The sequence below is a fragment of the Belnapia mucosa genome (assembly GCF_016775475.1).
Lineage (GTDB): Bacteria > Pseudomonadota > Alphaproteobacteria > Acetobacterales > Acetobacteraceae > Belnapia > Belnapia mucosa.
Genome location: NZ_JAEUXJ010000002.1, coordinates 93,769 through 107,791, shown reverse-complemented (window position 1 = coordinate 107,791; position 14,023 = coordinate 93,769). Strand labels below are relative to the sequence as shown.

Here is a 14,023-nt window from a genome sequence, read left to right as displayed (position 1 = left end):
GATGGGCAGTCAGCCGCTGAAGGGCCTGCTCGTCGTCTCAATGGAGCAGGCCGTCGCCGCGCCCTACTGCGCCTCGCGCCTCGCCGATGCCGGGGCGCGGGTCATCAAGATCGAACGGCCCGAGGGCGATTTCGCCCGCGCCTATGACGCGGCGGCCAAGGGCCTTTCGACCTATTTCGTCTGGCTGAACCGGGGGAAGGAGAGCCTCCGTCTCGATATCAAGGCGCCGGAGGACAAGGCGCTGCTGGAGCGGCTGATCGCCCGGGCTGATGTCTTCATCCAGAACCTCGCCCCGGGCGCCATGGCCCGCGCCGGCTTCGGCTCGGCCGAGCTGCGCGCCCGCCATCCGCGCCTCATCACCGTTGATATCTCCGGCTATGGCGAGGAGGGCGAATACGCGAAGATGAAGGCCTATGATCTGCTGGTGCAGGCCGAATCGGGCCTGGCCAGCATCACCGGCCGGGCCGAAGGGCCGGGGCGGGTCGGCGTCTCCGCCTGCGACATCGCCTGCGGGATGCATGCCCATGCGGCGGTGCTGGAGGCGCTGATCGAGCGCGGCATCACCGGCCGCGGCAAGGGCATCGCCGTCTCCCTCTTCGACGGCATGGCCGACTGGATGACGGTGCCGCTGCTGCAATATGAGGGCACGGGGAAGAACCCGCCGCGCATCGGCCTCGCCCATCCCTCCATCTGCCCTTATGGCGCCTTCGAGACGGCGGGCGGCGTGCCGGTGTTGATCTCGATCCAGAATGAGCGGGAATGGGCCAATTTCTGCACCCATTTCCTCGAGGAGCCGGACCTGCCCGGGCGCGAGGGCTTCCGCAGCAACAATGAACGCGTGGCGCACCGGCCGATGGTCGATGCCCATATCGCCCGCGTCTTCGCCACGCTCGACCGCGCCGCCTGCGCCGCGAAGCTGCAACGGGCCAATATCGCCTTCGGCTTCGTGAATGACTGCGAAGGGCTGCGGACCCACCCCGCCTATCGCCGGGTGACGGTCGAGACGGAGGCCGGGCCGATCGCCGTCGGCGCGCCGCCGGCGCGCCTTTCGGATGGGGCGCGGGAGCTGGGGCCGGTGCCCCGGCTCGGCCAGCATGATGAGACTATCCGGGCGGAATTCGCCGCCAGATGACCCATGCGCTCATTGCGATGCTGCGCTGCAAAATCGCGCTTGCAATCCGTCCGCGCCGGACCTAGATTGTGCATCGCAGCAACACGGCGTTGCCGGGTTGTCTGTCTTTCTTGGACGTTTCCTCCCTAAACTCGGCGGTGGCGCAAGCCACCGCCCTTTTTTTGTCCGGGGGTCAGGGCGTCAGCCCAGGAAACGCCAATCGGCCGCGAGGAGCTGGGCGATCAGCCGGGTGATATCAGCCTGGAGGGTCACCATCCGCGGCAGCCGCTCGATCCGCGTCTCATCCATATAGAGCGGCCGGGCGATCTCGATCTGCAGGGCATGCACGCCCTCCCGAGGCCTGCCGTAATGGCGGGTGACATAGCCACCGGCATAGGGGTCGTTCCGACGCACCCGGTAGCCCATGCCGGCCAGCGCCTCCTCCACCAGCCGGGTCGCGCGCGGGGCGCAGGCGGTACCATGCGCATCGCCCAAGACGAAATCCGGCGGATTCGCCGCCTGGGCCGGATGAGTCGGCATGGAATGGCAGTCGATCAGAAGGCAGGTGCCGAATTCGGCCCGAGTCTCCGCGATCAGCGCCGCCAGCGCCGCATGATAGGGCTGCCAGAAGCGGCGGATCCGGTCCTCCGCTTCGGCGAACTGGAGCTTGCGGCGATAGACCGCCTCCCCTGTCGCCACCACCCGGGCGATGGTGCCGAGCCCGGCCCCGACCCGGGGCGAGGCGGTATTCACCCAGGACGGCAGCGGCCCATCGAACATGCCCGGGTCGAGCTCCCAGGGCTCCCGGTTCACGTCGCAGAAGACGCGGGGAAAGGTGGCGGCCAGCAGGGGCGCGCCGCGCTCCGGTGCTGCGGCGAAGAGCTCATCCACGAATCCATCTTCGGACTTCCGCAGCGCCACCGGATCCAGCCGGGCGGCGGCGACGAAATCCGGTGGATAGGCGCGGCCGGAATGCGGCGAGGCGAAGATCAGGGGCGCAGCATGCGCGGCGGGGCGGAACAGGCAGTAGGGTGCCGGCGCATCAGCGAGAGGCGGCACGGCAACCGGGTCGAGGGGAAGGTCCATTATCCTCGATCAAGCCATAGCCGCCGCAAACTGTCATCCCGTGGCGGGTGATGGCTTGCCCCCGGCGAGCGGTCGGGCTAGATAGCCGCTCCGCACGGCGTGGGCGCATAGCTCAGCGGTAGAGCACTACCTTGACACGGTAGGGGTCACAGGTTCAATCCCTGTTGCGCCCACCACGCCATCCCCTGAATTCAGATATTTAGCGGCGCCGGATTCACGGCGCCCCTGGCCCAGTCCAGGGCAGCCTGCGACAGGCATTCGCGCTGGCTCAAGGCCGCGGGGGTTAGCCGTCTCACGCGGTCTTCAACCGATCCTCACAGCACCGACACCCGGAACGGAAGTTTAGGGAACGGCCTCGTTCCGCAGAGGCAGCCAACTTCCGGAGGAACACCCATGCGCATGTCTCGCCTGCCTCGGATGGCCGCCTTGCTGGCGGTTCCGGTTCTTGCCGCCCTGGCGCTCAGCGCCTGCACCCGCACCTATGTCGAGCGCGAGCGCGCCCCGCAGCAGCCGACGACGATCGTGGTGCCGCAGCAGACGCCGCCCTCCACCGTAATGGTTCGGTAGGGCTGGTCAGCCCGAACGCGGCACGGGTCCTCTCGGGTCCGTGCCGCATGTTTGCCTCGATGCGCTCGCGCCTATGGCGCGCCGCCAGCCTGTCCGATGACGGGCTCGCACCGCCCTGCCAAGGCCCCACTGGGGCCGCATGCGGCCTGTCGCCTGTCGGTTGAATCGCGCCATGGCGGGAAAGAATGGTGGCCGGAATCGCCGCCTTGCCCGCGTTTTGGCGCCCCTCACGACGCCCCACCCACAACCGCTGATATGCCAGTCTGCACCCCATTTGCGCCCGGCTGGCTGCGGTTCAGCTGCCGTTACGAATACCATTCGATTTGGCTCTCTGTATATTTCGTAATGTAACAGCGTTTGCCATCGTAGATTGAATACAAGAAACCGTGACCACGCCCGAAGCGATCACGCCTCCGTGATTGCGGGCTTGGAGATCAGGCATGGCTGAGACCACAGCATCCCAGGCGACCGACTGGAACGCCATCGCTGCCACGGTTATCGCCAATTTCGAGCAGACCGGCACCTGGGACTGGAATGGCGCCGCGGAGGCCCCCGTGCCTGCCGCCGCCACCGGCGACACGGTGACTGGCGCTTCTGGCGGCGACACGCAGCTTGGCTCCGGTGCGGATAGGCTGGTGCTGAAGATCAGCCAGGATGCCTATGACGGCGATGCGCAATACACCATCGCCATCGACGGCCAGCAGATCGGCGATGTGCTGACCGCGCATTCGCTGCATGGCCAGGGCAGCGACACCGTCACCCTGCATGGCGACTGGGGCAATGCCCAGCACCGGGTGACCGTGACCTTCCTGAACGATGCCTGGGGCGGCAGCTGGGATGCCGACCGCAACCTGCATGTCGATTCCGTCAGCTACAACGGCACGAACACGCAGCAGGCGGCCGACCTGAACTCGCAGGGCTCGCATGACTTCGCCATCGGCCAGGCCGCGGTGCAGGCCCCGGACGCCCCCGCGAATGACGCCTCGACCGGTTCTGCGCCTGTGCCGGTGACGACGCCGGTCGAGGCCGCGCCGGCCGCCGGCTCGCCCTCCGGCTTCCACCAGGTCTGGCATGAGAGCTTCGACCATGGCCTCGGCATGTTCGACCGGGCCTATGGTCATGTGGATACCGGCACGCCCGGCCAGGTGACGCTGACCGCCTATGCGAGCGAGAACTACCAGGTCGCCTCGGGCGTGATGGTCGCGCCCACCGGCGCCGATCAGGGTTTCGGCTACGGGCTGTATGAGTTCACCCTCTCGGCCAGCACCGGCACGGCGCCGGGCGTCTTCGCCTGCCTCTGGCCGGCCTCGGACAAATGGCCGGGGCCGGAGCTCGACCTGGTCGAGGTGTATGCAGGCGGCGGCGCCTATTCGACGCTGCATTGGGACGACAATGGCGGCAATGGCCAGGCGTCGCATTGGCTGGACGGTGTCGACGTGACCCGGACCCACACCTACGGCATGGACTGGGAGGATGGTCGCATCACCCTCTATGTCGATGGCGAGGAGAAGTGGACGACGACCGAGAATGTGCCGAAGGACTTCGCCCATGGCGGCGAGAACGAGGTGCCGGGCGTCGGCATGCAGGCGGGCTGGGCTGCCGCCTATCAGCATGGCGACAACAGCGTGACCTTCTACGACGCCAGCTACAGCGTCATCGGGTAAGGAAGTTGGAAGGGCGGGTCACCCCGCCCTTCCCGCCCGTCAGGGCTTCTGGTTCGAGAAGACCACGGTGCCGGAGGCGCTGAACATGCCGCCCACGCCATGGCAGACCGAGATCTTCGCATTCGGCACCTGCGCCGGCGCCGTGCCGCGCATCTGCCGGATGCTCTCCTGCAGGGCGAACATGCCGTACATGCCCGTATGGGTGTAGGACAGGCCGCCGCCATTGGTGTTCAGCGGCAGCTTGCCGCCCGGGCGCGTATTGCCCTCGCGGATGAAGCCCGCCGCCTCGCCCGGCTTGCAGAAGCCGAGATCTTCCAGCCCGTAGAGCGGAAGATGCGCGAAGGCGTCGTAGATCATCATGTGATCCACCGCCGAACGGTCGATCCCCGCCGCCTCGATCGCGGTCGGCCCCGCCACGCGGAAGGCGGAGGAGGAGGTGAAGTCCTTCATCTGCGAGACCATGTTGGTCTCGACCGATTCGCCGGTGCCGAGGATGTAGACCGGCTTGGTCGGGAAGTCCTTCGCCCGGTCGGCGCTGGTCAGGATCAGCGCGCCGCCGCCATCCGTCACCAGGCAGCACTGCAGGATGCGGAAGGGATAGGCGATCATTCGGCTGTTCAGGACGTCATCGACCGTGATCGGGTCGCGGAACATGGCGCGCGGATTCTTCGCCGCCCATTCCCGCTGCACCACGGCGACCATGGCGAGGTCCTCGTGGCTGACGCCGCGTTCCTTCATGTAGCGCAGCACGGGAATCGGGAACAGAGTTGGCGGGCCGAAGGGGCCGTAGGGCACCTCGAACTGTCCGTTCAGGCTCTCCGGCTCCGGCGGCCGCGGCGTCGCATTGATGCGGGACTTGCCGCTTTCCCCATGAGTGATGAGGATCGTCTTGGCATATCCGGCATGGATGGCCGCCGCCGCATGCCGCACATGCAGCATGAAGGAACAGCCGCCGACGCCGGTGCCGTCCACCCATTTCGGCGTGATGCCGAGGTAGTGGGCGATCTGCTGCGGCATCATCGGGCCGACGCAGGCGACGCCGTCGATATCGGCGGGCTTCAGCCCGGTCTCCTCCATCGCGTTCAGGGCGGCATCCGCATGCAGCATGATCTGCGACATGCCGGGCACGGCGCCGATCTTGGTCGATTCCGCGGCGCCGACGACGGCGATCTCTCCGGGACGGATCATCACGTCGACTCCTTGGCCGGACGGAACAGGGGCAGCGTGATCTCCTCATCCAGCGGGGTGAAGGCGACCTGCATCGGCATGTCGAGCTGGAGCGCCTCGGGCGTCTGCTCGCAATCGATGATATTGGTCATCATCCGCGGGCCTTCCTCCAGCTCGACCACCGCGATCGCATAGGGCGGGGTGAAGCCCGGGACGGGGCGATGATGGATGACGTAGCTGTGCAGCTTGGCGCGGCCGGAGGCCTCGAAGACCTCTACATTGCGGGTGCCGGTATAGGGGCTGAAGGGACGCGGCGGGAAATAGGCCTTCCCCGTATCGCCGCAGCGCTGCAGCAGCAGCTTCCCGTCCTTGCAGCCGTCCCAGAAATGCTTGGTCTCCGGCGTTGGTTTCGGCTTCGGCCGGCCCGGTGCGAGCATGCGCCATTCCTCCCTTGCGATGGTGGCGGCGCACCCTGCCACGCTAAGGCCCGTTAGATAAGGCCGCTCGGGTCGGCCCGCCGGGTCTTTTCCGCCCTGGGCGCGTCGGCCGGCTTGCCGATGCAACCAGCATCGGCGGCGCCGTCCTCCTTCCCAGGCCAAAAAATCCCTCGCCGGCCCTCAACCGCCGGCCTTGTCTACGGGCCTTAGAGCGCGGTCGCCCAGGCCTCCGGGAGCAGCGCATAGCCGGTGCCGCGGCGGGTCAGGTGGAGGAGGCCCGGGAAATGCATATGCATCCCGGCCACGGCCAGCCCCTCGCTCGCCACCAGCTCGAAGACCCGGCGGCGGGTCGCCTCGGCCTGCACCGGGTCGATATCGAAGGCCATGGTCACCTCCGGCCGGGGGATCTGAATTTCCGGCAGGTGGATGATGTCGCCCCAGATCAGCAGGGTCTCGGCCCCTGAGGCGACGAGGTAGCCGGTATGGCCCGGGGTATGGCCCGGGAAGGGCATGGCGGTGACGCCGGGGAAGACCTCGCCGCCCTGGAAGGTGCGGGTGCGGTCGCGATAGGGCGCCGCCTGGTCCCGCGCCGCCTGGAAATTGCGCTGCCGGCTGCTTTCATCGGCCCGGGCCATGGCGGAGTCGTCATGCCAGAAGCGCAGCTCCGCCTCATGCAGGACCAGCTCGGCTTCCGGGAACAGGGCGCGACCGCCTTCCGCCAGCCCGTTGGAATGGTCGGGGTGCATATGCGTCAACAGGACGGTATCGATCGCCTCCGGCGCCACCCCTGCCGCCTTCAAGTTCTGGAACAGCTTGCCGGCGCTGGCGGCCAGGCCGGTGCCGCAGCCGGTATCGACCAGGGCGGTGCGGCCGCCGGAATGGATCAGGAAGGTATTGACCGCGGTGCGGCGCGGAACCGGGCGGAAGGCGTCGCGCAGCATCTGCGCCGCCTCCTCTGGAGGGATGTTCTGGATGACGGCCATCGACCCATCCAGATGGCCGTCGCCGATGGCCGTGACGATGATGTCGCCGACGCGGCGGTGATAGACCGCCGGGACCTGCTCCTGCGGTGGCATGGCCGTAGCTCCCCTTGTTTGCGGGAAGGCTAGGCCAGCCCCGCCGCCGGCGCTACGCCCGGCGGATATTCTCCAGGAACTCCCCGGCCCGGTCGCGGAGCGCTCCGGCATGCCCGGTCAGACCCTCCGCCGCGCCGAGCAGGCCGGAGGAGGCCTCGCCCGTTTCCCGCGCCGCCCGCTGCACATCCTGGATGCGCAGCGCGACTGCCGCGGTGCCATCGGCCACCCGGCTGGCGCTGCGGGCGATCTCCCGCGTCGCGCTGCCCTGTTGCTCGACCGCGCCGGCAATGGCCGTGGTAACGGCATTGATCCGCTCGATCGTGCCGCCGATGGAGCGCAGCGCCGTCACCGCCGCCCCAGTCGCCGCCTGGATGCCGTTGATCTGGCTGGCGATCTCCTCGGTGGCGCGGGCAGTCTGGCCGGCGAGCTGCTTCACCTCCCCGGCGACCACGGCGAAGCCTTTGCCCGCCTCGCCGGCGCGCGCCGCCTCGATGGTCGCGTTCAGCGCCAGCAGGTTGGTCTGGCCGGCGATATTGCCGATCAGCCGCACCACATCGCCGATCCGCTGCGCCGCCTGGGCGAGGCCCTGGACCGTCGCATCCGTCGCCTCCGCCTCGGCCGCCGCCTCGCGCGCCACCGCGGCGCCATCGGCGACCTGCCGGGCGATCTCGGCGACGCTGGCGGCCAGTTCCTCGGCGCTGGCGGCGACCGATTGCACATCGGCGCCGGCCTGGTTGCCGGCCTCGGCCACCGCCTCCGCCTCCCGCCCGCTGGTCTCGGAGGCGGCGGTGAGCGCCTTCGCGGCGCCCTGCACCTGGGTGGCGGCGGCGGCCACCGCCTGGACCACGCCGCCGATCTCCGCCTCGAACCGGTCGGCCAGCCGGGCCTGGGTGGTGGCGAGCGACCAGACCAGCATGGCGCTGGCATAGCGCCCCGTCGCGTCGCGGATGGCGCTGACCGTCAGGTCTAGGACCTCCTCGCCGAGCCGGATGCGGGCCCGATGCGGCAGGCGGCTGGGGTCGGAGAGCAGGATGCGCTGATGGCCGGGGTTCTTGTGCAGGATATCGATGCTCTGGCCCAGCAGCGCCTCGACCTTGCAGGGCAGCAGGTGCTCGCTCCGGCGGAACAGCTCCAGGCTGGCCGGATTGAGGTAGTTCATGCGGAAATCATCCCCCGGATCGGCAGTCATCACCGCGATCGGCAGTTGCTCCAGCATCTGCTGCTGGGCGAAGGCCCGCTGCACCGTGCCGCGCAGCTCCTCGAGCGCGATGGCGATGCTGCCGATCTCGTCGCGGCGGTCGCGGTCCGGCACCGGCTGGCCCGCATCCCCGGCGGCGATCACCCGGACCGCGCCGGCCAGGCGGCGCAACGGCGCGCCGATCATCCGGGTGTTCACCCAGCCCAGCAGGGCCAGCAGCACCGCGACCGCCAGGCCGATGCCGAACACGTTGCGCTCCAGCCGCTGCCCCGCGGCGGCGCTGGCCGCGGCGAGGTTCGCCGCCTCGCCGGCCAGCCTCTCCCCGGCGGCCACGGTATCGGCCTCGAGCCGGGCCCGGATCGGGGTGCCCCGCTCGGTGCGGAGCGTGGCCGCCTCCTCGACCAACCGGATCACCTCCTGCGCGGAGGAGACCACCGCATTGCCCTGGGCAAGGAGCCGCCGCAGCTCGGCCGTGCCGGTGCCATTGGCCGGGACGGTGCCGAGGGAGCGGGCATGCACGCGCAGCTGCGCCGCGGCCCGCTGCACCCGGCGCGACTGCGCCTCCTCCCCCGTCGCCAGGAAGCGCTGCGTGCCGAGCCGCACCTCATTCACGGCGGCATGGAAGGTGCCGAGGCGCTGCCGCCCCTCCTCCCGCGCCTCCTGCGGCACGTCGATATCCATCATGGCGGAGACGGATTCGAAGGCGTGGTCGTAATCCTGGCTGGCGCGCTGCAAGGGCCCGTCCCGCTCGGCGATCAGCCGGGAGCGGAGGATCGCGTGCTCGCCGACGACGGCGCCATAATCCTCGAGCGCGGCCAGCGCCGCATCCAGCGCCACCCCGGCGCCGGAGGCCACGGTCAGGCCGCCCCGCGCGGCGGCCAGCGCGGTGCGGGCCTCGCCGATCTCCTGCATGGCGGTGGCGGCGTCCTGCTCGACGGCCTGCAGGGCCTGGGAGAGTTGCAGGCCGCGCAGCGCGCCGGCGGCCCTGGCGACATGGAGAGCGGCGTCCTTGGCCGCCCCGGCCGCGGCCACGGCGGCGCGCTCGGCCGCCTGCTGGTCCCCGGCGAAACGCAGTTCGTGCCGGACCAGCGCCAGCAGCGCCGCGAGGAGGAGCAGGGCGAGGCAGGCGCCGGCGGCGAATTTGCGGCCGACCGAAAGGTCCCGGAACATGCGCATATGCGTCTCCTTTCCGGGGAGGTTGCGCGGCATGGCTTAAGATCCGGCAAATGTCCCACTCGACAGCCCCGGCCCCAGGCGCCACGTTCCGCCGCTGCCCAAAGCCAAGCCGAGGACCGACCGATGCTGTTCGATTTCGAGACGCTGCCGCCGCAGGACCGCTACAAGCTGGTTGTCTCCTCGGTCGTGCCCCGGCCGATCGCCTGGGTCGTCACCCAGGATGCGCAGGGCGTGACCAATGCCGCGCCCTACTCCTTCTTCAATGCCTTCTCCTCCGACCCGGTGGTGGTCGGCATCGGCTGCGGCGCCCGGGCGCCGGGCGCGCTGAAGGATACCTGCGCCAATATCAAGGAAACCGGCGAGTTCGTCGTCTGCTTGGTGCCGGAACAGGCGATCCACCAGATGAACGCCACCGCGGTGGATTTCGAGCATGGCGTCGATGAGATCGCCGAGGCCGGCCTCACCCGCCTGCCCTCGGCCAAGGTGAAGCCGCCGCGCATCGCGGAAAGCCCGGTGGCGCTGGAATGCGTGACCTTCCAGCTGGTCCCGGCCGGCGAGCACACCATCGTCCTCGGCCGCGTGGTCGCGGTGCATATCCAGGATGACTGCGTGCTCGATCAGGCGAAATGCTATGTCGATACGCCGAAGCTGAACCTGGTCGGCCGCATGCATGGCCGCGGCTGGTACGCCCGCACCACCGACCGCATCGAGGTGCCGCGCCTCACCGTGGCGGAATGGGAAGCCCGCAAGGCCGCCGAATAGGCCACGTCCTCACTTGCCGGTCTGGACCCTGCTGGCCCTGCCGCTGGCGGCGCTGATCGCGGCGCCGCTGGCGGCGGTGCTCGCCGCCGCCGCGGCACCGGCCGCGGGCGATGCCTTCCGCCATATCGCCGCGACCACCCTGCCGGAGATGCTGGCCAATACCGGCCTGCTCGCCCTGCTGGTCGGGGCGATTGCCGGCTCGGCCGGGGCGCTGACCGCCTGGCTGGTCACCGCCTGCCGCTTTCCCGGCCGGCGCGTGCTGGACGTCGCGTTGCTGCTGCCGATGGCGATGCCGGCCTATGTCTGCGCCTATGCCTATGCCTGGCTGCTGGATGTGGCGGGGCCGGTGCAATCCGCGCTGCGCGCCGCGACCGGCCTGCGCTGGGGGCAATACTGGTTCCCCGAGATCCGCAGCCTGCCGGGTGCGGCGATGATGCTCGGCATGGTGCTGTATCCTTACGTCCACCTGCTCTGCCGCACCGCCTTCGAGCAGCAGGGACCGGCGCTGCTGGAAGCCTCGCGCAACCTTGGCCTGACCCTGCCGCGGAGCTTCCTCCGCCTCGCCCTGCCGATGGCGCGGCCGGCGCTGGTCGGCGGCCTCGCCCTGGTGCTGATGGAGACACTGGCGGATTTCGGCACGGTGCAGCATTTCGCGCTGCGCACCTTCACCACCGGCCTCTACGAAGCCTGGTTCGGCATGGGCGATCGCGGCGCCGCCAGCCGCCTCGCCGCCTGCCTGATGGGGCTGGTCGCCCTGCTGCTGGCGCTGGAAGCGCTGGCCCGCGGCGGCCGGCGCTTCCACCCGACCACCACGCGGCAGCCGCCGCTGCGGCCGGTGGCGCTGCCGGGCTGGAAGGCGGCGGCGGCGTTGCTGGCCTGCGCCCTGCCGGTCACGCTTGGCTTCCTGGTGCCGGCCGGCGTGCTGCTGCATCTGATGGTCGAAGTGGGCGACCCGCTCTCACCGACGCGCTTCCTGCCCTATGCGCGGAACAGCCTGGTGCTGGCAGGGATCGCCGGGCTGCTGGCCGTCGCGCTGGCGGCGCTGCTGGCCTGGGCGGCGCGGCTGCATCCGCGCCCCACGCTGCGGGCCGCACGGCGCATCGCCGGGCTTGGCTATGCGGTGCCTGGTTCGGTCATCGCGGTCGGCACGCTGGTGCCGCTCGGGCTGTTCGACAATGCGCTCGATGCCTGGATGCGGGCGCGCTTCGGCATCGGCACCGGGCTGCTGCTCTCGGGTGGCATTGCCGCGCTGGTCTTCGCCTATCTCGTGCGCTTCCTCGCCGTCGCGCTGGCCTCGGTCGAGGCAGGGCTGGCGCGCATCCGCCCGAGCCTGCGCGAAGCGGCGCGCTCGCTCGGCGCCGGGCCCGGTGCCGCTATCGCGCGCGTCGAATGGCCGCTGGCGCGCAGCAGCCTGCTCGGCGCCTTCCTGCTGGTCTTCGTCGACACGATGAAGGAATTGCCGGCGACGCTGCTGATCCGGCCCTTCGATTTCGACACGCTGGCGGTGCGCGTGCACAGCCTTGCCTCGGATGAGCGGCTGGCGGAGGCCAGCACCACAGCGCTGCTGATCGTGCTGGCGGGGTTGCTGCCGGTGCTGCTGCTGACGCGGGCGATGCGTCAGACAGGCCGCGATGGTTGACGGCCCTTTATCTACACGGTTTCCTGAAATAGTGCATTGTGATCGCTGCAGTTGGGCTGTGTAGCGGTGACGTGACTTGGTGTTGCGCTTGTCTACACGTCCGGGTTGTATAGCTTTTCATGATACCCGCAACCCGTGCAGGCATTCGGTGTTCCGTATTGATCGGTGGTTCTCCTCATGTCCTTTCTAACCGCCCTTCTCGACACCGCGGCCCTGGCACCGCATGGAACTTGCCTTCTCTGGCGGCCGGAGCTGCTCTGGCTGCATCTCGTCTCCGATGCGCTGACCGGCCTGGCCTATTGGTCGATCCCGGTCGTCCTGTTCATCGTGGCGCTGCGCCGGCGTGACCTGATCCTGCCCTGGACGCTCGAGCTGTTCGCGCTGTTCATCCTGGCCTGCGGCGCCACGCATTTCATGGCGATCTGGACGCTCTGGTATCCGGATTACGGGCTGCAAGGCGCGGTGAAAGCCGTCACGGCCCTGGTCTCGGTCGCCACCGCCGTCGCACTCTGGCCGCTGCTGCCGCGGGTGCTGGCGCTGCCCTCCTCCCGTGACCTCGCCCTCGCCAATGCCGCCCTCTCGCGCGAGGTGGCGGAGCGGCGCGAGGCCGAGACCCGGGCGCGGCAGAGCGAGGCGCGGCTGGCCGGTTTCTTCGAGCATCTCTCCGATGCCCTTTTCGTCCTGCGGGCGGAGGCGAACGGCTTCGTCTTCGAGACGGTGAACCCAAGCTTCTGCCAAATCTTCGGCACCAGCCGCGAGGCGATCGAGGGCCATGGGCCGGAGCGCCTGCCGGAGGGCAGCGCCGCCGCCGAGCTGGCCGCCGCCTTCACCACGGGATTGGCGACCGGCCGGGTGCGCGAATGGGAAAGTGCCCTGACCGGACCCGATGGCACCCGCCACCTGCATGCCGTGCTGGCCCCGCTGCCCTCCCTGCCCGGCGAGCCGCGCCGACTGCTCGGCAGCCTGCGGGACATGACCGAGCTCCGCCGGTTGCAGACCGATCTGGTGGAAGCGGCGCGCCGCGCCACCATCGGCGCCATGTGCGCCGGCGTCGCGCATGAGATGAGCCAGCCGGTGAACATCATCGGCCTCTGGGCCGACCGCGCCCGCGCCTCGGTCGAGGCCGGCGCCCGGGGCCCGCGCCGGGCGATCGAGGTGATCCTTGGCCAGACCCGCCGGCTCGGCGCGTTGCTGGAGCGCATGCGGGAACTCTCCCGCGATACGCCCGCCGCGGCGGAGCGCTTCGATGCCGCCGAGGCCGCCGCCGCGGCGGTGGATGTGGCCCGGCGCTCCTGGGCGCTCGACCGGATCGAGGTGACGCTGGACTCGGCCGGCCCCGCCCCCGTGCTCGGCCGCAGCGCGCAGCTCGAACAGGCGCTGCTGCACCTGCTGGAGAATGCCCGCGACGCGGTGCTGCGCCGGCGGCGGCAGGAGCCGGAGGCGCCGGCGCAGATCCATGTCACGCTCCGCGCCGGGCCGCAGCCGGGGCAGATCACGCTCTCAGTGCAGGATACCGGCGGCGGCGTGCCGGAAACCCTCGGCTCCCGCATCCTGGAGCCTTTCGTGACCACCAAGGATCCAGGCGAGGGCACCGGGCTCGGCCTGCCCATCGCCGCCGGCATCCTCCGCAGCATGGGCGGGCGGCTCGCCTGGCTCAACCGCGGCGCCGGCGCGGTCTTCCAGGTGGCCCTACCCCTCGTGGGAGAACAGCCAGCATGATCGCCAGTCCCCTTCGGGTGCTGATGGCCGAGGACGAGGTCCTCGCCGCCGAGGTGCTGGAAGAGGGGCTGACCGATGCCGGCTTCCAGGTGCTGCCCGCCCATGACGGGGAGGCGGCGCTGGCACTCGTCACCGCCGGGGCCGGCTTCGACATATTGCTGACGGATCTGCGGATGCCGCGGCTGGACGGGCGGGAGCTGATCGCCCGGCTGCGTGCCCGCCGGCCGGACCTGCCGGTGGTGGTGATGACCGGCTACCCGCCCGGCGCGGACTCCGCCTCCCTGCATGACGGCAGCGGGCCTTTCGAACTGCTCACCAAGCCGATCGAGCTGGACCGGCTGGTCGATACGCTGCGGATGGTCGCCGGGCTGATCTGAAACGGTTCAAATCGTTTCAACGGCTTGCAGCCCCTGCCCGCCAC

At 69.9% G+C, this 14,023-nt stretch carries 12 protein-coding genes and 1 tRNA gene; 8 read left to right on the top strand and 5 right to left on the bottom strand.

Features of this window, described 5'->3' with window-relative positions; translation table 11 throughout:
- Position 1 precedes the first annotated feature (1 nt).
- Positions 2–1,132 carry a CaiB/BaiF CoA transferase family protein gene (locus JMJ55_RS05160; protein WP_202824449.1) on the top strand — a complete coding sequence of 377 codons (1,131 nt, stop codon included), beginning with the start codon at positions 2–4 and terminating at the stop codon, positions 1,130–1,132.
- Positions 1,133–1,312: 180 nt separating this feature from the next.
- On the opposite strand, the gene JMJ55_RS05155 is transcribed toward JMJ55_RS05160, so the two are convergent.
- Positions 1,313–2,197 (bottom strand): N-formylglutamate amidohydrolase, encoded by an 885-nt coding sequence (locus JMJ55_RS05155; protein ID WP_202824448.1) that lies wholly within the window; start codon positions 2,195–2,197, stop codon positions 1,313–1,315.
- Between the two features lie 101 nt (positions 2,198–2,298).
- On the opposite strand from JMJ55_RS05155, the gene JMJ55_RS05150 reads away from it, so the two are divergent.
- The 3 genes from JMJ55_RS05150 to JMJ55_RS05140 all read left to right on the top strand — a co-directional run bounded on the left by JMJ55_RS05150 (position 2,299) and on the right by JMJ55_RS05140 (position 4,428).
- A tRNA-Val gene (locus JMJ55_RS05150) sits at positions 2,299–2,373 on the top strand.
- A 223-nt stretch (positions 2,374–2,596) separates the two neighbouring features.
- Positions 2,597–2,764: a hypothetical protein gene (locus JMJ55_RS05145; protein ID WP_202824447.1), complete on the top strand. Its 168-nt coding sequence runs from the start codon at positions 2,597–2,599 to the stop codon at positions 2,762–2,764.
- Between the two features lie 440 nt (positions 2,765–3,204).
- Positions 3,205–4,428, top strand: coding sequence for a carbohydrate-binding domain-containing protein (locus JMJ55_RS05140; RefSeq protein ID WP_202824446.1), 1,224 nt, complete (start codon positions 3,205–3,207; stop codon positions 4,426–4,428).
- 39 nt (positions 4,429–4,467) lie between these two features.
- Here the strand turns inward: JMJ55_RS05140 and JMJ55_RS05135 are convergent, their stop codons facing one another.
- The 4 genes from JMJ55_RS05135 to JMJ55_RS05120 all read right to left on the bottom strand — a co-directional run bounded on the left by JMJ55_RS05135 (position 4,468) and on the right by JMJ55_RS05120 (position 9,482).
- Entirely contained in the window at positions 4,468–5,616 is a 1,149-nt protein-coding gene (locus JMJ55_RS05135) for a thiolase C-terminal domain-containing protein (protein ID WP_202824445.1), read from the bottom strand.
- Positions 5,616–6,032: a Zn-ribbon domain-containing OB-fold protein gene (locus JMJ55_RS05130; RefSeq protein ID WP_202824444.1), complete on the bottom strand. Its 417-nt coding sequence runs from the start codon at positions 6,030–6,032 to the stop codon at positions 5,616–5,618. The genes JMJ55_RS05135 and JMJ55_RS05130 overlap by 1 nt, the downstream gene beginning before the upstream one ends.
- A gap of 206 nt (positions 6,033–6,238) precedes the next feature.
- Positions 6,239–7,108: an MBL fold metallo-hydrolase gene (locus JMJ55_RS05125; protein WP_202824443.1), complete on the bottom strand. Its 870-nt coding sequence runs from the start codon at positions 7,106–7,108 to the stop codon at positions 6,239–6,241.
- Positions 7,109–7,160: 52 nt separating this feature from the next.
- The gene (locus JMJ55_RS05120; protein WP_202824442.1) at positions 7,161–9,482 is read right to left on the bottom strand and encodes a methyl-accepting chemotaxis protein; all 2,322 of its coding nucleotides are present in this window, start codon (positions 9,480–9,482) and stop codon (positions 7,161–7,163) included.
- A 123-nt stretch (positions 9,483–9,605) separates the two neighbouring features.
- Between JMJ55_RS05120 and JMJ55_RS05115 the strand changes: the two genes are divergently transcribed.
- The 4 genes from JMJ55_RS05115 to JMJ55_RS05100 all read left to right on the top strand — a co-directional run bounded on the left by JMJ55_RS05115 (position 9,606) and on the right by JMJ55_RS05100 (position 13,979).
- Complete coding sequence (locus JMJ55_RS05115) at positions 9,606–10,244, top strand: flavin reductase family protein (RefSeq protein WP_202824441.1); 639 nt, start codon at positions 9,606–9,608, stop codon at positions 10,242–10,244.
- Positions 10,245–10,257: 13 nt separating this feature from the next.
- On the top strand, positions 10,258–11,883 hold the full coding sequence (locus JMJ55_RS05110) for an ABC transporter permease (RefSeq protein WP_236033435.1): 1,626 nt from the start codon (positions 10,258–10,260) through the stop codon (positions 11,881–11,883).
- A gap of 177 nt (positions 11,884–12,060) precedes the next feature.
- Positions 12,061–13,602 (top strand): sensor histidine kinase, encoded by a 1,542-nt coding sequence (locus tag JMJ55_RS05105; RefSeq protein ID WP_202824439.1) that lies wholly within the window; start codon positions 12,061–12,063, stop codon positions 13,600–13,602.
- Positions 13,599–13,979, top strand: coding sequence for a response regulator (locus JMJ55_RS05100; RefSeq protein WP_202824438.1), 381 nt, complete (start codon positions 13,599–13,601; stop codon positions 13,977–13,979). Before JMJ55_RS05105 ends, JMJ55_RS05100 begins: the two co-directional genes overlap by 4 nt.
- The last annotated feature ends 44 nt before the right edge of the window (positions 13,980–14,023 follow it).

Coding starts and splice junctions, on each gene's coding strand:
- JMJ55_RS05140 (WP_202824446.1), top strand. CDS start 3,205: ATGGCTGAGACCACAGCATCCCAGGCGACCGACTGGAACGCCATCGCT.
- JMJ55_RS05130 (WP_202824444.1), bottom strand. CDS start 6,032: ATGCTCGCACCGGGCCGGCCGAAGCCGAAACCAACGCCGGAGACCAAG.
- JMJ55_RS05115 (WP_202824441.1), top strand. CDS start 9,606: ATGCTGTTCGATTTCGAGACGCTGCCGCCGCAGGACCGCTACAAGCTG.
- JMJ55_RS05105 (WP_202824439.1), top strand. CDS start 12,061: ATGTCCTTTCTAACCGCCCTTCTCGACACCGCGGCCCTGGCACCGCAT.
- JMJ55_RS05100 (WP_202824438.1), top strand. CDS start 13,599: ATGATCGCCAGTCCCCTTCGGGTGCTGATGGCCGAGGACGAGGTCCTC.
- JMJ55_RS05155 (WP_202824448.1), bottom strand. CDS start 2,197: ATGGACCTTCCCCTCGACCCGGTTGCCGTGCCGCCTCTCGCTGATGCG.
- JMJ55_RS05135 (WP_202824445.1), bottom strand. CDS start 5,616: ATGATCCGTCCCGGAGAGATCGCCGTCGTCGGCGCCGCGGAATCGACC.
- JMJ55_RS05125 (WP_202824443.1), bottom strand. CDS start 7,108: ATGCCACCGCAGGAGCAGGTCCCGGCGGTCTATCACCGCCGCGTCGGC.
- JMJ55_RS05120 (WP_202824442.1), bottom strand. CDS start 9,482: ATGCGCATGTTCCGGGACCTTTCGGTCGGCCGCAAATTCGCCGCCGGC.
- JMJ55_RS05145 (WP_202824447.1), top strand. CDS start 2,597: ATGTCTCGCCTGCCTCGGATGGCCGCCTTGCTGGCGGTTCCGGTTCTT.
- JMJ55_RS05160 (WP_202824449.1), top strand. CDS start 2: ATGGGCAGTCAGCCGCTGAAGGGCCTGCTCGTCGTCTCAATGGAGCAG.